12 protein-coding genes are annotated in these 17,599 nt (G+C 71.9%); 5 read left to right on the top strand and 7 right to left on the bottom strand.

What is annotated here, in order from left to right:
• Window positions 1–156 precede the first annotated feature (156 nt).
• A complete protein-coding gene (locus AB0H37_RS02135) occupies window positions 157–1,590 on the top strand; it encodes an MFS transporter (RefSeq protein ID WP_360610763.1) in 1,434 nt (477 codons plus the stop codon).
• 154 nt (window positions 1,591–1,744) lie between these two features.
• On the opposite strand, the gene AB0H37_RS02130 is transcribed toward AB0H37_RS02135, so the two are convergent.
• Window positions 1,745–3,901, bottom strand: a complete 2,157-nt coding sequence (locus AB0H37_RS02130; protein WP_360610761.1) for a TerD family protein — start codon at window positions 3,899–3,901, stop codon at window positions 1,745–1,747.
• A 71-nt stretch (window positions 3,902–3,972) separates the two neighbouring features.
• Window positions 3,973–5,244: an acyltransferase gene (locus AB0H37_RS02125; protein ID WP_360610759.1), complete on the bottom strand. Its 1,272-nt coding sequence runs from the start codon at window positions 5,242–5,244 to the stop codon at window positions 3,973–3,975.
• Between the two features lie 131 nt (window positions 5,245–5,375).
• Between AB0H37_RS02125 and AB0H37_RS02120 the strand changes: the two genes are divergently transcribed.
• Window positions 5,376–5,918 (top strand): VOC family protein, encoded by a 543-nt coding sequence (locus AB0H37_RS02120; RefSeq protein ID WP_360610757.1) that lies wholly within the window; start codon window positions 5,376–5,378, stop codon window positions 5,916–5,918.
• 51 nt (window positions 5,919–5,969) lie between these two features.
• On the top strand, window positions 5,970–6,638 hold the full coding sequence (locus tag AB0H37_RS02115; RefSeq protein WP_179836926.1) for a nitroreductase family protein: 669 nt from the start codon (window positions 5,970–5,972) through the stop codon (window positions 6,636–6,638).
• Between the two features lie 364 nt (window positions 6,639–7,002).
• Here AB0H37_RS02115 and AB0H37_RS02110 read toward each other — a convergent pair whose 3' ends face one another.
• Genes AB0H37_RS02110 through AB0H37_RS02090 form a run of 5 tightly spaced genes read right to left on the bottom strand, consistent with a single transcriptional unit; the run spans window position 7,003 to window position 14,489 of the window.
• The gene (locus AB0H37_RS02110) at window positions 7,003–9,564 is read right to left on the bottom strand and encodes a glycosyl hydrolase family 18 protein (protein WP_360610755.1); all 2,562 of its coding nucleotides are present in this window, start codon (window positions 9,562–9,564) and stop codon (window positions 7,003–7,005) included.
• Window positions 9,565–9,573: 9 nt separating this feature from the next.
• On the bottom strand, window positions 9,574–10,194 hold the full coding sequence (locus tag AB0H37_RS02105; RefSeq protein ID WP_360610753.1) for a DUF305 domain-containing protein: 621 nt from the start codon (window positions 10,192–10,194) through the stop codon (window positions 9,574–9,576).
• Window positions 10,195–10,207: 13 nt separating this feature from the next.
• Window positions 10,208–11,086, bottom strand: coding sequence for a lytic polysaccharide monooxygenase (locus AB0H37_RS02100; protein WP_360610751.1), 879 nt, complete (start codon window positions 11,084–11,086; stop codon window positions 10,208–10,210).
• 60 nt (window positions 11,087–11,146) lie between these two features.
• Entirely contained in the window at window positions 11,147–12,910 is a 1,764-nt protein-coding gene (locus tag AB0H37_RS02095) for a glycoside hydrolase family 18 protein (protein ID WP_360610749.1), read from the bottom strand.
• Between the two features lie 10 nt (window positions 12,911–12,920).
• The gene (locus tag AB0H37_RS02090) at window positions 12,921–14,489 is read right to left on the bottom strand and encodes a glycosyl hydrolase family 18 protein (protein ID WP_360610747.1); all 1,569 of its coding nucleotides are present in this window, start codon (window positions 14,487–14,489) and stop codon (window positions 12,921–12,923) included.
• Between the two features lie 386 nt (window positions 14,490–14,875).
• Between AB0H37_RS02090 and AB0H37_RS02085 the strand changes: the two genes are divergently transcribed.
• A complete protein-coding gene (locus AB0H37_RS02085) occupies window positions 14,876–15,307 on the top strand; it encodes a Fur family transcriptional regulator (RefSeq protein WP_329086863.1) in 432 nt (143 codons plus the stop codon).
• A 30-nt stretch (window positions 15,308–15,337) separates the two neighbouring features.
• The gene (gene katG / locus AB0H37_RS02080) at window positions 15,338–17,554 is read left to right on the top strand and encodes a catalase/peroxidase HPI (protein ID WP_360610745.1); all 2,217 of its coding nucleotides are present in this window, start codon (window positions 15,338–15,340) and stop codon (window positions 17,552–17,554) included.
• The last annotated feature ends 45 nt before the right edge of the window (window positions 17,555–17,599 follow it).

Below are 17,599 nucleotides of genomic sequence, written 5' to 3'. Positions count from 1 at the left end.
CGAGGAGATTCATCTCATACCCGAGGCGTCCCGCGCCAGGTCTGGACGTCCGTCCGGACGCGCCGCCGCGCCTCACCTGGTCCTAGGCCGATCGGACCTCGCCGATCGGGACCGCAGACCGACGCGGCCGGCCGCCCCGGCGACCAGCATGGACGCATGACCGCAGAACTCACCGCGCAGGCGACGGCGCGGCCGGCCAGGGCGACGACCCCGGGCTGGGCCGCGCTGCTCGCCGCGTCGATCGGCCAGTTCCTCGTCGTCCTCGACATCTCCGTCGTCAACGTCGCCCTGCCGCACATCCGCGAGGGCCTCGGCCTCGGCGCGACCGGCCTGCAGTGGGTCGTCAACGCCTACTCGCTGACCTTCGCCGGGTTCCTCCTCCTCGGCGGGCGCGCCGCCGACCTGTTCGGCCGCAAGCGCGTCTTCATCACCGGCCTCGGGCTGTTCACCGTCGCCAGCCTCGCCGGCGGGTTCGCGCAGGACGGCGCCATGCTGATCGGCGCCCGCGCGTTCCAGGGCCTCGGCGCGGCCATCCTCGCGCCCGTCACGTTGTCGCTCATCACCGGGACGTTCCCCGAGGGCCCGGCGCGGACCAAGGCGATCGCCATGTGGACGGCCGTCGGCACCGCGGGCGGCGCGACCGGCGGCCTCGTCGGCGGACTGCTGACCGACTACCTGAGCTGGCGCTGGGTGCTGCTGATCAACGTCCCGGTCGGCGCGGTCGTCGCCGTCATCGCGGCCCGCTGGCTGGGCGGCGAGGCCGACGCGGCCGGGCGCCGACGCCTCGACCTGCCCGGCGCCGTCCTCGTCACCGCGGGCGTGGGCCTGCTCGCGTTCGGCATCGGCGAGACGGGGGACCACGGCTGGAGGGGTGGGATCCCGCTCGCCGCCGGCATCGCCCTGCTCGCCGCGTTCGTCGCCGTCGAGGCGCGCACCGCCGAGCCGCTCGTGAAGTTGCGCCTGTTCCGGCTGCGCAGCGTCGCGGTCGGCAACCTCGCGACCCTCGTCGGGACGATGGCGGGCTTCGCGCTCTGGTACTTCCTGTCGCTCTACATGCAGAACGTCCTGCACTACAGCGCGGTCCGGACCGGCCTGTCGTTCCTGCCGCACACGGCGGGGATCATCATCGGCTCGCGGCTCGCGCCGCCCCTGATGGCCCGGATGGGCGCCCGGAGCCTCGCCGGCATCGGCGGGGTGATGGCCGCGGCCGGGTTCGCCTGGCAGAGCCTCGTGCTGGACGCCGACGGAACGTTCGTCACCGCGATCCTCGGTCCGGGCGCGACCATGGCCCTCGGCTTCGGCCTCCTGATGACCCCGCTGGTGGAGGCGTCGACCAGCGGCGCGGACTCCTCCGAGGCGGGCGCGGTCGCGGGCGTCGTCAACACCTCCCGCACGATCGGCGGCGCGATCGGCCTCACCGTCCTCGGCACCGCCGCGGCGCACGCCGGGCCGGACCTGGCGGACGGCTACTCGGCCGCCTTCCTCGTCGCGGCCGTCATCACCACCGCCGGCACGGCCATCGTCCCGTTCCTGCCGCGGCCCCACCGGGCGTCTCAGTCCGAGGAGGAGGGGGAGGAGGCGATCGCGTGACGCGGGGCCCCGGGGCCGACCAGCCGACCGATAACAGAACGGGCGCACCGGAAGGTGCGCCCGTCTCTGTCAAAGCGAGGAAAGCGAAAGGGCTGGTGCCATTTGAGAGATGAGAAGGAAGCCCTTTCATGGCCTCGTATGCCGACTTTATCAGTCAGGCCGGGATCAGGTCACTCAGATTTTCCGGCGTGTACACCGTGGAGCCCTCGTGCAGGCCGTCCGGGCGTTCCAGGCCGATGTAGGTGACCGGTTCGCCGGGCGCCGTGCCGTCCCAGCGGGTGGTCTCCCCGGCGTCGAGCAGGTCCACCAGGTGGCGGACGGTGAGGTAGCGGCGCTCCACGATGCCGCGCAGCAGTTCCGCCGTCGTCACGCGGTTGTCCTCCACCCGGTTGAACTCCGGCGCGCCCTGCAGGTGCAGGTGCAGCCACTTGGCGCGCCACCGGCCGTCGTCCCCGCGCAGGAACACCATCGGCAGTGCGACCCGGCCCGGCCCGCGCAGCTCCGACTTCATCCGGACGGTCCGCGCCTCGAAGGGGCGCCCCTTCTGCTCCCCGTCGCGCAGCATGAACCCGAAGAACGACTCCTCGACCTGATCGAACCCTTCCCCGGAAAAGATGTCCACCTGCGGGACGATGAACCGGGCCTCGACCTTGGCCAGGGTCAGGTTGATGAACTCCGAGGCGCCTTCGGGGGCGTCGGTGATGTCGCCGGAATGCTCTCCCGCCACGGACTTGAGGTTGGTGTAGGAGATCCATTCGGGGTGGCCGTAGTCCTCGCCGAGCATGAGCACAGAGAGGTCGAAGTCCGTCCTGCGCTCGCGCTGCCGCCAGTAGACGAAGAACCGCAGCAGCCCGCCGTCGACGGGCGTCACCGAGCCGCGCGGCAGGACGCCGAGCCCCTTCCCGGCGGCCTTCCCGCTGAGCGGCAGCGCGACGTCGAGCACGTCGGGATCGACGACCAGCCGGCCGACGGACGGGAGGCGGCCGCGGATCTCCTCGTCCAGCAGCGCCGAGAGCCGCTCCGCCGCGTCCGGGTCCAGGGGCGGGCGGGTGTCGGGCAGGGTGACGCCGCGTCCGAGCCGGTTGGCGAACAGCCGTGTCCGTCCGGTCTCGGCGGCGCGGTTGAGCAGGTGCTCCCGCACCGACAGCAGTACCCGGCCCGAGACCCGGCCGGCCACGGACTCGGCCGTGGCCAGCACCGCATCCTGGGAGTCCGGCGCGAGGCGCAGCAGCCGGTCCAGGGACCGGAACAGCATCCCGGGCGCGCCCGCCCCCACGCACGCGGCGCCTGCGACGTCGCCGCAGGCCAGCCGCGCCTCGAAGCGCGACGCGAACGACGGCGCCTTCTTCTCGCCGCGCGCGACCGCGAACACGTCCGCCGCCCCAGGCCACTTCGGGTACTCGTACGGGTGGAGCCGCTCGCCGAGCCGCTTCCACGGCTCGCGCCGGGCGGCGACGTCGCCGAGCCTGCCGGGGTCGTCGCGGACCACGCCGTCGAGCGCGGCGAGCAGCGCCCGGCGCGTGGGACGCGGCATCGACACGAACCGCGTGGGCTCCTGGAGGGTGACGTCGCCGTCCGACAGCGCGCACGCCAGGCGCAGCACGTCGGTGACCGTGTCGACGAGCAGGTCGGCGCCCAGCGCCAGTCGGACCCGGTTGACGACGGCGCGGTTCTCCCGGACGGGGATCCGCGCGGGGTGCGGTCCCGAGGCGTGGTGCGCGGCCAGCTTCCCGAGCGTCTCCAGGTCCTCCTCGCCCAGCGGCGTGGTGCTCTCCGCGAGCCGCAGGTACAGCTCCGCGGCCTCCTCGGCGAGGGCGCGCCCGAGGTGCAGGACGGTCACCCGGTCGCCCGCGGCGGCGACCAGTTCGTCCTGCGCCGCCAGCATCTCCTCGTAGGTGTGCTGGTAGCGGCCGTAGCCCTTGAGCGTGAGCAGATCGAGGACGCCGCCTCGCTGCGCCTCGCGGGCCGCCGGCGCGAGCTTCGCGTCCCGCAGCGTCTCGTGAAGGAGCCCGAGCCAGAAGTCCAGGGTGTCGGGCACGCTGTCGGGGAAGTCGCGGAAGTAGGTGTTGTGCTGGACGTGGTCGCCCGCCATCTCGCGGACGTTCGCGAGCGTGCGCACCGCGACACTCCGGACGGTCTGCGCGGACAGCCCCGACAGGGCACGCAGGACGTCCCCGGACAGCTTGAAGCCGGCCGACATCAACGCGGCGTCGAACTGCCGCGCCACCGCCGCTCCCTCTCCGGACGGACCGGACGGCGCGGGAATGCGATGCGTGTGCCGGACGACCAATGCCTCAAGCCAGATGTTCACCGGGCCATGGTGACAGAGCGCCATAAATCACTGCACTCGATTAAGCGCTTCCGGCCGATCGACCACGCTGGTCAGGAGGCGAGGGCGTGCTGTTCCAGCCGCGTGTCCGGCGCGGACGGGCGGGCCAGGCGCTTTCCCAGCCGTTGCGCCGGCGCCTCGATCCAGCGCTGCGAGGCCCAGCTCGCCGCGATCAGAACGAGAAGGAAGAAGACGATGCCGACCGCGTCCTCGCGTCCGGAAACGCCGAGGAATTGCGCGGCCGCCATGAGCAGCAGCGGATGCAGCAGGTAGACCGAGAAGCTGATGGTGCCGAGACCGGTCGTCCAGGCGGGAAAGCGCCGGTGCCGGAGCCGCCACCCGGCCGCGAACGCCGCGGCCGCCGCCAGGACCGCGCCGCACCACACGAGCTGGGCGGTGCGCCCGTAGGGGGCCGCGTTCCACGTCCCGGCGGCGAGCGCTCCGGTCAGGACCGCCGCGCCCGTCGCACCGGCCGCGCGCCGCGAGATCTGGCCGTGCTCGGCGCGGTGCACGGCGGTGCCCATGAACATGGCCGCCAGCATGAGCAGGCCCTCCCAGGCGCCGAGGCGGCCGTTGACCGCGACCAGCACGAGGGCGAGCAGCCCGCCGAGCAGCCCGCCCGCGACGCGCGGCGCGGGACGCCGGGACGACGCCGCCGGGATCGCCACCGCCAGGGCGGCCACCGTCACCGCGACCACGGGGCCCGTCCCGGCGGTGCGCGACAGCAGCGCGGCGGGGGCGTACGCGCCCGTCAGCAGCCCGCACGCCGTCAGCGCGACCGCCACCAGCGCGACCACCGTGAGGACGACGGCGGCCGGCGCCGAGCGGCGGTGCCCGCCGACGACGAACAGTGCGACGACCAGCAGGTAGAAGGCCATCTCGTAGGACAGCGTCCACAGCACGTTCATCGCGTTCGGCACGTTCAGGACGTCCTGCAGCATCGTCATGTGCGCCAGGACGGCGGTCGCGGGGGAGTACTGCTCCAACCCCGCCCGGAGTCCGAGCACGCCCAGCAGGAACGGCAGGACGCCGAGGAAGCAGGTCACCGCCAGCAGCGGGTAGATGCGGAAGAACCGGCCGACCCAGAACCCGCGCACGTTGCCGCGCCGTTCCAGCGAGGCGGGCACGATGTAGCCGCTGACCAGGAAGAACACCAGCACGCCGAACAGGCCGGGATCGAACCAGCCGGCGATTCGCACCCGGAGGTCGGGCAGGTACACGTAGCTCGCGTGGTGCAGTGCCACCGCCAGGGCCGCGGCCCCCCGCAGCGCATCGAGCCACCCAAGCCTGGACGATGCGGGGGAAACACCCAAAGCGGGAATCATTCCGACAGACTAGTAGCTCTCGCCCCATCTCCACCATCGAACGCAGGGCTTCCGTTAATCGCATTTCTGCCGTGAAATGGATGAGAAACATTTCTCGCTCGCCGCTCGGAAAGCGGCGGATTGGAGGGGCAATGCCGGGGATCACGCATCGCTCGACCAAGGAGGCCGCGATCAGGTCGCGTTTCCTTTCGCACGGCACACTCAAGATCACTGATGTGGCGGCCACCCGGCGCTTCTACGAGGAGGTGCTCGGCCTGGAGGTCGTCCAGCCGATGACGGCGGTCCTCTACGCCAGGCTCGGCGGCGACCACACGTACGTGTGCGTGGAGTCCAGGCCCGACCGCCCCGACATGCCGCTGCTCTACCACAACGGAATCGACGTGGGCAGCGACGAGGAAGTGGGCGAGGCGTACCGCGCGATGGCGGAGGTCGGCGAGGAGTACGGGGTCAAGGAGCTCAACAGACCCGTCCGCCAGCACGGCGTCTACTCCTTCTACCTCAAGGACCTCGACGGCAACTGGTGGGAGATCGGCCACCTGCCGCCCGGCGGCTACCGGTTCCGGTTCACCGACGCGCGCAACGACCTCACCGGCCGCACCGGCCTCACTCCGCAGGAGGCGAAGGACGTCTTCCTCAATCCGGTCATCGACACCGACCGACTCGTCCCCGAGTGATCGCGCCACCCGCAGCGGGTAGCCCGGGGGCGTCTGGGGACGATGGTGGGCATGACGACTGACGAGGGCACGACCACGCTGCCGCTGAGCCCGGACGAGCTGCTGACCACGACGCGTACCGTGCGCAAGCGACTCGACCTCGACCGTCCCGTCCCCCTGGAGCTGGTCCGCGAGTGCCTGGAGATCGCCGTGCAGGCGCCGAGCGGCAGCAACCGGCAGGGCTGGCAGTGGGTCGTCGTCACCGACCCCGAGATGCGCGCGGCGATCGGCGAGTACTACCGGCGCGCGTTCGCCGCCTACGCGCAGGCGGGCGGCGCCGGCGGCGGGCAGTACCAGGACGACCCGGAGCGCGCCGAAGTGCAGCGCCGCGTCGGGGAGAGCGCCGCCCACCTGGCCGACCGCATGGGCGACGTCCCGGTCCTGGTGGTCCCGTGCCTGCGCGTGCCCGGCGGGCGGCTGCCGGAGGGCAACCAGGCAGGTCTGTGGGGCTCGCTGCTGCCCGCCGTCTGGAACTACTCCCTCGCGGCACGTGCCCGCGGGCTCGGCACCGCGTGGACGTCCCTGCACCTGACGTACGAGCGGGAGGTCGCCGAGCTGCTCGGCCTGCCCGAGGACGTCCGGCAGGGCGCGCTCATCCCGACCGCCTACTACACCGGCGACACCTTCCGCCCGGCCCCACGGGTACCGCTGGAGGAGATCCTCCACCTCGACCGCTGGTGAGGGCGCCTTGCCGTCGAGCTTATTGGCGGAACGCCAATAAGCTATTGCCGCAGCGCCAACAACCTTCTAGGGTTGGGTGTGCACCCGGGGACACGGAGGCGAGGAGGCCGGCTCCAGCGGCTGCGCCCCCAGCCCCAGGTGATGAACGGTTCCCGCCGGAGACACCGGCGGCCCCGCGTGATCCCCGTCTCCGCGCCAGACGCACGCGGGACCGCCGGCCTCCCCGGCACGCCCGAGCCGGAGATGACCCGCTGATCTGAGCATGGAACAGGGCCGGCGCCGCGAGCGGGGCAGCGACGCCGGCCCTGGGATCGGGGACGGGACGGGCTCAGGCCGTCAGCTCAGGCCGTCATCTCGGGCCCGTTCATTTCAGGCCGTCGTCGAGGGCCTTGGTCAGGACGCCCGGGTCGCCGGACATCTCCCAGATCATGGCGCCGAGCAGGTTCTTGCTCCGCAGCCAGGCGGTCTTCTTCTGGATGGACCAGGCGTCGTCGAAGGTCCACCACTGGCCGTTGTCGCCGGTGTAGCAGGACGTCGCCACCGCCTGCTCGTCGTGGACGATCCTGCAGTTGGGCACGCCCGCGATCAGGTTGCCGTAGCCGCGCGTTCCGGCCTCCTCCTGGAACTGGCCGGGCGCCGCGCCCTTGGCGTCCTGCCATTCGCCGCTCTTGCCGCCGTCGGTCACGTTCTGCCAGCCGCGGCCGTAGTAGGCGAGGCCGAGCGTCAGCTTGCGCGGGTCCACCCCGGCGTCCAGGTACGGCTTGACCGCGTTCTCGACGCTGAAGTGGAACGAGTACGGGTCGTCGGGGTCGGTGTAGAGGTTGCCCTGGTGGCCCGTCCTGTTGGGCTCCCAGGAGTTGTCGCTGCCCGCGCCGTGGAAGTCGTAGCCCTGGACGTTGAAGATGTCCATGGACTTGGCGACCTCCGCCAGTTCCCAGCCTGCGTCGATCTTCGCCGGGTCGGCGGGGGTGAACGCCGACAGCAGGTACCGCCTGCCGGTCGACCTGGTCAGCTCGTCGAGCTGGCGGCGGAACTCGGCGATGAGCAGCGTGTTGTTGTGCTTGTCGTCCGGGCCGACGTGGTTGCCGGCGTGGCCCTCGGCGCCCGGCCACTCCCAGTCGAGGTCGATGCCGTCGAAGATCCCGGCGGCCGTGCCGGGCCCGCCCGCGCCGTTGTAGTCGGGCAGGTTGCCCTTGATGTAGGTGTCGATGCAGGACGCGGCGAACTTCTTGCGGGACGCGTCGGTCCTGGCAACGTCGGAGAAGTACTTGGAGTACGTCCAGCCGCCGATCGAGATCAGCACCTTCAGCTTCGGGTACTTGGCCTTGAGCTTCTTCAGCTGGTTGTAGTTGCCGCGCAGCTTCTCCCAGCCCGTGTCGGCCACGCCGTCCACCGACTGCGCGGCGCTGAACGGGCGCCCGTAGTCGGCCTCGGCGTCGCCCGCTCCGTCGCCCTGGCTCGGGTCCTGCGGGTCGGACGTGGTGCCCTTCGTCACGCCCTGCAGGCATGTCAGGTTGACCGGGTCGACGTTCGCGAACGCGTAGTTGATGTGGGTGAGGCGGGCGGCGTTGCCGGTGGTGTCCAGGTTCTTCACGAAGTACTGGCGGCCGTAGATGCCCCACTGGACGAAGTAGCCGACGCGCGCGTAGCCGTCTGCGACCACGTCGTCGGTCTTCACCTTCACCGCCGCGCTCGCCGCCGACATGTTGTCGTACAGGTCGCGCGCCCGGACGGCGAACGCGTACTCGGTGGACGGCGACAGGCCCGCGACCGTGGCGCTCGTGCCGGCCGCGGTCGTGGCGACCTTCCCGTCCACCAGCACGTCGTAGTTCGCGACGCCGGTGTTGTCGGTCGAGGCCGTCCACGCGAGCTTCACGCCGGAGGAGTCCTTGCCGGTGCTGTGCAGCCCGGACGGGACGGTCGGCGCCTGCGTGTCGGCCGCTGGGTCGTTGGTCCTGACGGTGATGGGCCCCCCGGCGGGGGACAGGTTCCCCTTCCGGTCGCGGGCCTTCACCGTGAACGTGTACTCGGTGTTCGGGGTGAGGCCGGTGACCGTGGCGTTCGTCTCGGGGACGGTGCTCGCGAGCGTCGACCCGGTGTAGACCTCGTACGCGGTGACCGGCAGGCTCCCGGGCTTCGCCGCGTCCCAGGCCAGCGAGACGGTCTTGGTGGTCCTGACCGTGGACTTCAGGCCACCGGGCGCGCTCGGCGGCGCGTCGGGGGTCCCGTCGCAGTTGACGTCGTTGACGCGGCAGCTCGTCGGCTCGGCGCCGGACTTGCTGACGGTGAACGTCGGGCTGTAGGGCTCGGTCGTCCGCCCGGCTCCGATCGTGGAGTTGTAGTGGACGGGGGTGAGGGTGACCGTGGTGCCGCTCTGGCCGACCGTCCCGTTGCCGGCGTTGCTCGCGGTCACGCCGGCCGGGAGGTCGAAGACGACGGACCAGTTGCTGATCGGCGCGCCGGTGTGGTTCGCGACGACGACCTTGGCCTGGGACCCGCTGACCGTGTACTCCGCGGTGACGCCCGCGGGCGCGGGCGGGGGCTCACCCGTCCCGTCGCAGTTCGCGCCGTTCAGCGTGCAGCTCGTCGGCTGGGCGGCGGAGCTGAGCGTGAACGTCGGGCTGTAGGGCTCGGTGCTCCCGCCCGCCTTGACCGTGTTGATGTAGAACGCCGGGGTCAGCGTCACCTTCGTGCCGTTCTGCGCCAGCACGGCGTTCTGCGGGTTGCTCGCCGTCACCCCGGCGGGCAGCCCGAACACGAGCTTCCAGCCGCTGACGTCGGCGGACCCGGGGTTGCCGACCACGTACTTGCCGGTCGTGCCGGACAGGCTGAAGGCCGCCGTCAGCCTGTCGGCCGCCCGCGCGGGCGCGACGGCCAGCGCCGCCACGACCACGAAGGTCAGAAGGATTCCGGTTGATCTGCGCATGCCGAACACCTACTTCTGGGGGTGGTTCTTCGGGGTCGGGGAACCGAGGAGCGTCAGCATCTGGCCGATCTCGGCCGAGCGGGAGCCGTCGACGCGCCGCGCGAGCCGCCTCGTCCACGCGTCCTCGCCCCCGCCGGTCTCCAGCCGCGCCAGCTGGACGGCGTCGTCCTGGTGGGCGATCAGCAGGTCGAGGAACGCGCGCTCGAACCGGTCCGGCGGCGTCCTCGCCAGCGCCTTCAGTTCGGCGTCGGTGGTCGCGGGCATCCCGCCGTGCGGGTCGTGCTCGTGGGAGTGCGGGTCCGCCGCCGGCGGCCGGTGCCAGGCCCGCAGCCGTCCCGCCATGTCCCTGATCTCGGCGAGTTGCGTCGTCTCGATCGCCGCGGCCAGCGTCGCGACCTCGGGACGGACGGGACGCCCGCGGGCGATCCGGGCGAGCTTCACGCCCTGGCCCTGATGCGGGACCATCATCTGCAGGAACATGACGTCGGTGGAGTTGAACCCGGTCCCACCGCGCGCCCGCACGGGGACCGGCGACGGCGGACCGCCGCCGGCCCCGCACTGGACCGCGAGCAGGACGACGCACGCGGCGACCAGCGCCAGCGAGCCGGACGTCGTCAGGCCGCGCCTCATCGTGGCCGGCCCGTCAGGCCGGCTGCCAGAGCGCGGCCGTGGTCGGGGGCTCCCATCCGGCGATCGCCGTGTGCGCCTGGCGGCACGCGTAGGTCGCGCCGCCATAGGTCACCCGGTCGCCCGCGGCATAGGACGTCCCCGCCTTCCACGTTCCGCCCGGCGTCCCGGTCGGCGTGGGGGTCGGTGTGGGGGACGGGGTCTCGGTGGGCGTGGGAGTCGGCGTCGGGGTGGGGGTCGGCGTCGGGTCGCCGGTCCCTCCGAAGTCGACGTCGGAGCAGGTGTAGAACGCCTCCTGGCTGCCCAGCACCCGCTGCCAGATCGAGTACAGGATGTGGCGGCCCGTCCGCGGCGGGATGTCCAGCGTCCAGCCGGTGTACTCGGACGGGTTCTGGTGCGTGAAACCGGCCAGCGGGACGAGGTCGCCCCACCGCAGCGGCTGCGTCGGGTCCCAGCCCTCGCGGGTGATGAGGAAATCGAAGTTGCTGTCCCCGTGCGGCGCGGACGCGCGGTAGGTGATGGTCTGCCGGCCCGCCCTCATCGGCTTGGCGGGCCAGTCCGCGCGCCGGAGGTCCAGGCCCCGGTACTTGGCCCGCCCGGCACTGCACAGCTGCCCGTCCGGGATGATCTCCCGGTGCCGTCCGCCCGCGTCCAGCAGCGACACCTCGTTCCAGTCGTAGAAGGCCTGCGTGCCGCCGGCCGCGACGGCCGCCTTGCAGGCGTCCGACTCCGGGCTCTCCGGACCCTCCTGGTTGCACACGTACACGCGGCTGGGCGGGTCGGACATCGTGCCGTGCGCGCTCGCGGCGGTCGCCGTGCCGAGCACGGCCAGCGCGGACGCGGCCGGCACGGCGGCCGCCGCCGCGGCCGCGGCCTTCCTGCGGGTCGATCGCATGGGTTTCCTTCCGGTGGGGGTGGGCTCCGGTGAAGGAGGCGGGGCGTCGGGGAAGGACCGTCAGGGGAGGCCGTTCAGGAAGGGCTCGTGGCTGTTCATGAACTCCCAGCCGTAGTAGCGGTCCCAGTTGATCGACCACGTCATCAGCCCGCGCAGGTCGGGGGACGTCCCGCCGCGCAGCGTGTAGGAGCCGCAGCCCTGCCCCTTGACCAGGCAGGTCACGGCCTGCTGCACCTGGGCGGGCGGCGTGTGCCCGTTGCCGGCGCTGACCGCGGCGGGCAGGCCGACCGCGATCTGGTCGGGACGCAGCCCCGGGAACGTGCGACCGGTGCCCGCGACCGGGAACCCGGCCTTCACCATGTCGGTCATCGCGATGTGGAAGTCGGCGCCGCCCATGGTGTGGTACTGGCCGTCCAGGCCCATCACCGGGCCGGAGTTGTAGTCCTGGACGTGCAGGACGGTCAGGTCGTCCCGCATCGCGTCGATCACCGGCAGGTACGCGCCCGTCCGGTTGTCGCCGCCGCCCGCGCCGCCGTAGAACTGGTGCCCGACCTGGACGAAGAACGTCTCGGGCGCCATCGTCAGGACGAACTCGGCGCCGTACTCGGCCTTCAGCGACTTCAGGGCCGAGATGAGGTTGACGATGACCGGGGTGGTCGGGGCGCGGAAGTCGGTGTCGCCCGCGTTCAGGTAGAGCGAGTGGCCCTCGAAGTCGACGTCCAGGCTGTCCAGCCCGTACCTGTCGATGATGGCCGAGACGGACCGGACGAACGCGTCCCGCGCGGCCGCCGTCGTGAGCTGCACCTGCCCGTTCTGGCCGCCGATCGAGATCAGCACCTTCTTGCCCTGCGCCTGCTTCGCGCGGATCGCCGCGATGAACTCCTCGTCGCTCTCCACGTTCGGGCACTCGCCCGCCGGGCAGCGGGTGAACCGGATGTCGCCGGAGGTGGGCGACGTCGGCTCGCCGAACGCCAGGTCGATGATGTCCCACGCGTCCGGGACGTCCGCCATGCGCACGTAGCCGGAGCCGTTGGCGAAGCTCGCGTGCAGGTAGCCGACGAGCGCGTGCTCGGGCAGCCCGCTGCCGGTGCAGCCGCCGGTCCGCGCGCTGACGGGCCCGGACTTCGCCGACTCGCCGAGGTCGTTGTAGGCGGTGACCGTGAAGGTGTGCGAGCTGCACGCCGCCAGGCCCGAGACGGTGGTGCTCGTCCCGGGGACCGCGGCCCTGACCGCGCCGCCCTCGTAGACGCGGTAGCCGGTGACCGTCCCCGACGACGCCCCCCAGCGCAGGGCGATCGAGCCGTCGGTGACGGCGCCGGCCTTCGGGTCCTCGGGCGCGCCCGGCACCCCCGGCTGGGGCTCGCCGCCGGGGCCGTCGAGGGCGACGTCGTCGGCGTGGTAAGCGCCGGTGCCGTACCAGCCGTGCAGGTAGATCTGCACGGACGTCTGGTCGGCGCCGGTCGTGAACGTCACCGACAGCTTGGTGAAGTCGGCGGCGGACGGCGTCCACACGGAGGTCCCGCCCGTCACGCCGAGGTAGACGTAGCTGCCGCGCACCCAGGCCGACAGCGTGTAGGCGGTGTTCGCCCTCACGTTCACGGTCTGCGTGCACTGGCCGGTGCTCCCGGCCGACACCCCGCCCGCGAGTGCGTGGCCGCCCGTCCGCGCCGGGCTGGTCACGACCGATCCGCCGTCGCACGTCCAGGGGCTGAGCGAACCGCTCTCGAACCCGGCGTTGGCCAGGATGCCGTCCGCGTGCGCCGGGGCCGTGACCCCGGCCGACAGTCCGGCGATCACGGCCGCCAGAACCAAGATCCTCTTCATGACCGGCTCCCTAGGGCAGGGTGTCCAGGTGCGGGCCGACGGTCCCGGCGAAGCCGCCGCCGTTGGTGACGTCCCAGTTGATGGACCACGTCATCGCGCCGCGGATGTCGGGGTAGGCGCGCGACGGCGTGAACGTGCCGCAGCCGGTGCCCTTGGCGAGGCAGTCCAGCGCGTTGCCGACCGCCGAGGGCGCCACGACGCCGCCGCCCGCCGCGCCCGGCCCGGCCGGGAGCCCGAGCGACACCTGGTCGGGGCGCAGCCCGTTCTCCAGCTGGATGCAGGCGAGCGCGGTCATGAAGTCGACCGTCCCCTGGCCGTAGACCTTCTGGTCGCAGCCGAGCATCGCGCCCGAGTTGTAGTACTGCATGTGGACGACGGTGAGGATGTCCTTGATCTTCAGCGCGAGCTGGAAGTACGCCGCGCCGGTCGACTGCATGTCGAGCGTCTGCGGTGCCATCGTGATGATCAGGTCGGCTCCGGCCCTGGCGCGCAGCGCCCGCAGCGCCTGCTCCATGGAGGTCGGGTCGAGGCCGTTCTCCAGGTCGATGTCGACGCCGTCGAACCCGTACTGGGTCATCAGCCCGGAGACCGAGTCGGCGAACAGTTGCGCGGACGCGCCGTCCGCGACCCGGATGGCGCCCTTCTCGCCGCCGACCGACAGGATGACCTTCTTGCCCTTAGCGTGCAGGCCGGCGATGTCGGCCTTGAACTGGGCGTCGGTGTAGCCGCCGAGTGCCGTGGACAGCTCGGGGTCGACGCGGAACGAGACCTCGCCGGCCCGGCCGGTCGCCTCGCCGAAGGCCACGGCGACCAGGTCGTACTGGTCCGGCACCTGGGAGAGCCTGAGCTCCTGCGCCGGGTTGACGAAGTCGTGCCAGTAGCCGGTCAGGAAGTGCCTGGGCAGCGGGCCGGTCGCGCACCCGCTGGTCGTGCCGGTGACGGCGGCGCTGGCGGGCGACTCGCCCTTGTCGTCGTAGGCCTTGACCGTGTAGCCGTGCGTCGAGCACCTGGCGAGCCCGCCGATCGTGGCGGCGGTGCCGCTGACGGTCTCCTTGAGGACCGAGCCCTCGTAGACCCGGTACCCGGCGGGCGTCCCGCTTCCGGCCTGCCAGGCCAGCGTCAGCGAGGTGTCGGTCCGTCCGGTGACGGTGGGCGTGCCGGGGGCACCGAGCCCGCCCGGGGGATCGCCCGGCCCGCCCTCGCAGGGACCGCCGTTGAACGTGCAGTTCTGCGGGCTCCCAGGACCGTTCCCGAGGAACCCGAACGTGACGGACCCTCCGGGCGGGACGACGGCGTTGTAATCGCGGTTCTGGAACGTGCTGCGCTGCCCGTTCTTCGTCAGCAGCGCGTCCCAGTAGGACCCGACGGACGTCCCGGACGGCAGGTCGAACTCGACCCGCCACCCGTTGATCGCGGCGTCGGTGCCGTTGATGAGCGTGAAGCGTCCCTCCCACCCCGAGCCCCAGTCGGAGGGCTTGGTGAAGGTCGCGGCCGCCGCGCCGGCGGCGTGCGCGCCGGGTGCGAGGGCGAGGACGAGGAGCAGGGCGGCGAGGACGCTGAGAGCAGAGCGGGGGCGCAAGGGCTCACTCCATCGCTTGAGAAGGCCGGCGGATTCCCCCGAACCCCGAGATCGTTCACGTATTGGACAGGAAGGTTTCCTATCTATTTAGGGTCAAGGTAGCCAGCGTCCGGGACGTCGGCAAGACCCCGGTGCGGGCGCCGCGCGGCCGTCCGGCAACCACCCCAGCTCGCGCGCCGAACCAGCTCTGGCGATCTTCGAAATCGGCAACTCTCGCCGGAAAGAGCGGCGATCAACGGCGAACATCGCCAGGTGACCGGCCCGGCCGGCCGATCTAGGCTCGCCTGAACCCCTCCCTGGGCCGGCGCGGGTAAAGAAGCGATCTTCCTGAACATGGTTCATTCAATATCTTGACTGATTCCAGAAAATGGGACAGTCTGGGGGGCGTGGCCAGCTCCTTGGACTTCCACGAGATGCTGCGCGCGGCCGCCCTGAGCGTGACCCGCCCGCGGCTGGCGGTGCTGGGCGCGGTCGTGGCGCACCCGCACGCCGACACGGAGTCGGTCATCGGCGCCGTGCGCGAGGTACTTCCGAAGGTGTCCCACCAGGCCGTCTACGACTCGCTGCGCGCGCTGACGGCGGCGGGCCTGCTGCGGCGCATCCAGCCGTCCGGTTCCGTGGCCCGCTACGAGTCGCGGATCGGGGACAACCACCACCACGTCGTCTGCCGCTCCTGCGGGGCCATCGCCGACGTCGACTGCGCCGTCGGCGAGGCGCCCTGCCTGACGGCCTCCGACGACCACGGCTACCTGATCGACGAGGCCGAGGTCGTCTACTGGGGCCTCTGCCCCGACTGCACAACCGCACACAGTTCCTGATTCACCCACGGTCGCCCTGGAAGGAATCACATGTCCGAGAAGAACGAAGCCGCCGCCGGTGGCGGCTGCCCGGTCGCGCACGAGCGCGCCCCCCACCCGACCCAGGGTGGCGGCAACCGTGGCTGGTGGCCGGAACGGCTCAACCTGAAGCTGCTCGGCAAGAACCCGCCCCTGTCCAACCCGCTGGGCGCGGACTTCAACTACGCCGAGGCGTTCGAGAGCCTCGACCTCGCCGCCGTGAAGCAGGACATCGCGCACGTGCTCACGGACTCGCAGGACTGGTGGCCCGCCGACTTCGGCAACTACGGGCCGCTGATCATCCGCATGGCGTGGCACAGCGCGGGCACCTACCGCGTCAGTGACGGCCGCGGCGGCGCCGGCGCGGGGCAGCAGCGCTTCGCGCCCCTCAACAGCTGGCCGGACAACGCGAGCCTCGACAAGGCCCGCCGCGTGCTGTGGCCGGTCAAGAAGAAGTACGGCCGCAAGATCTCGTGGGCCGACCTGATGATCCTGGCCGGCAACGTCGCCCTGGAGACCATGGGCCTGAAGACCTTCGGCTTCGCCGGCGGCCGCCGGGACGCCTGGGAGGCCGAGGAGGACGTCTTCTGGGGCCCCGAGACCGCCTGGCTCGACGACGAGCGCTACAGCGGCGAGCGCGAGCTGGAGAAGCCCCTGGCCGCGGTGCAGATGGGCCTCATCTACGTCAACCCGGAGGGCCCGAACGGCAACCCGGACCCGGTCGCCGCGGCGCGCGACATCCGCGAGACGTTCGCCCGCATGGCGATGAACGACGAGGAGACCGTCGCGCTGATCGCCGGCGGCCACACCTTCGGCAAGACGCACGGCGCGGCGCCGGCCGACAGCATCGGCGCCGAGCCCGAGGCCGCCCCGCTGGAGGACATGGGCCTCGGCTGGAAGGGCACGCACGGCACCGGCAAGGGCCGCGACTCCTACACCAGCGGCCTTGAGGTCACCTGGACGCCCACGCCCACCACGTGGGACAACAGCTTCTTCGAGATCCTCTTCGGGTACGAGTGGGAGCTGACCGAGAGCCCCGCCGGGGCGAAGCAGTGGCGGCCGAAGGACGGCGCGGGGGCCGACACCGTCCCCGACCCCGAGGACGGCACGCTGAACCGCCAGCCGATGATGCTGACGACCGACCTCTCGCTGCGCTTCGACCCGATCTACGAGCCGATCTCGCGGCGCTTCCTGGAGAACCCGGACGAGTTCGCCGACGCGTTCGCCCGCGCCTGGTTCAAGCTGACCCACCGCGACATGGGCCCGGTCTCGCGGTACGTCGGTCCCGAGATCCCGTCCGAGACGCTGATCTGGCAGGACCCCGTCCCGGCGGTGGACCACGAGCTCGTCGACGCGCAGGACGTGGCGGAGCTCAAGCGCCGCCTGCTGGACTCCGGGCTGTCCGTCGCCCAGCTCGTCACCACCGCGTGGGCGTCGGCCGCCTCGTTCCGCGGCACCGACAAGCGCGGCGGCGCCAACGGCGCCCGCATCCGGCTGGAGCCGCAGCGCAGCTGGGAGGTCAACAACCCCGACGGGCTGCGGAGCGTGCTGCGCACCCTGGAGCAGGTCCAGGAGGCCTTCAACGCCGGGCAGACCGGCGGCAAGCGGATCTCCATCGCGGACCTGATCGTGCTCGGCGGGTGCGCCGGGGTCGAGCAGGCCGCCAAGGCCGCCGGGTACGACGTCGAGGTGCCCTTCACGCCGGGACGCACGGACGCCTCCCAGGAGGAGACCGACGTCGAGTCCTTCGAGGCGATGGAGCCGACGCACGACGGGTTCCGCAACTTCCTCCAGAAGGGCAACGTCCTGCCGGGCGAGTTCCTCCTGGTCGACAGGGCGAACCTGCTCACGCTGACCCCGCCGGAGATGACGGTCCTCGTCGGCGGCCTGCGCGTCATCGGGGCCAACTACGACGGCTCGTCCCTCGGCGTCCTCACCGCCAACCCCGGGGCGCTCACCACCGACTTCTTCGTGAACCTGCTCGACATGGGCACGGTGTGGAAGGGGACGGGCGAGGACCCGATGACCTCCGAGACCTTCGAGGGCCGCGACTCCTCGGGGCAGCTCAGGTGGACCGGGAGCCGCGCCGACCTCGTCTTCGGCGCCAACTCCGAGCTGCGCGCCGTCACGGAGGTCTACGCGAGCGACGACGCGGGCGAGAAGTTCGTCCACGACTTCGTCGCCGCGTGGGACAAGGTGATGAACCTCGACCGGTACGACCTCACCTGATCGAGAACGTCCGGGACGTCCGGGCCGGCCGCCGCGGCGGCCGGC

It is taken from the genome of Actinomadura sp. NPDC023710, assembly GCF_040639875.1.
Classification (GTDB): domain Bacteria; phylum Actinomycetota; class Actinomycetes; order Streptosporangiales; family Streptosporangiaceae; genus Spirillospora; species Spirillospora citrea.
Note: the sequence above shows the minus strand (reverse complement) of the source record. Positions and strands in the feature narration are given on the sequence as shown.

Bases quoted from the DNA above. Each gene is read 5' to 3' on its own strand.
- AB0H37_RS02135 (WP_360610763.1), top strand. From the start codon at position 157: ATGACCGCAGAACTCACCGCGCAGGCGACGGCGCGGCCGGCCAGGGCG.
- AB0H37_RS02125 (WP_360610759.1), bottom strand. From the start codon at position 5,244: ATGATTCCCGCTTTGGGTGTTTCCCCCGCATCGTCCAGGCTTGGGTGG.
- AB0H37_RS02120 (WP_360610757.1), top strand. From the start codon at position 5,376: ATGCCGGGGATCACGCATCGCTCGACCAAGGAGGCCGCGATCAGGTCG.
- AB0H37_RS02115 (WP_179836926.1), top strand. From the start codon at position 5,970: ATGACGACTGACGAGGGCACGACCACGCTGCCGCTGAGCCCGGACGAG.
- AB0H37_RS02110 (WP_360610755.1), bottom strand. From the start codon at position 9,564: ATGCGCAGATCAACCGGAATCCTTCTGACCTTCGTGGTCGTGGCGGCG.
- AB0H37_RS02105 (WP_360610753.1), bottom strand. From the start codon at position 10,194: ATGAGGCGCGGCCTGACGACGTCCGGCTCGCTGGCGCTGGTCGCCGCG.
- AB0H37_RS02100 (WP_360610751.1), bottom strand. From the start codon at position 11,086: ATGCGATCGACCCGCAGGAAGGCCGCGGCCGCGGCGGCGGCCGCCGTG.
- AB0H37_RS02095 (WP_360610749.1), bottom strand. From the start codon at position 12,910: ATGAAGAGGATCTTGGTTCTGGCGGCCGTGATCGCCGGACTGTCGGCC.
- katG (WP_360610745.1), top strand. From the start codon at position 15,338: ATGTCCGAGAAGAACGAAGCCGCCGCCGGTGGCGGCTGCCCGGTCGCG.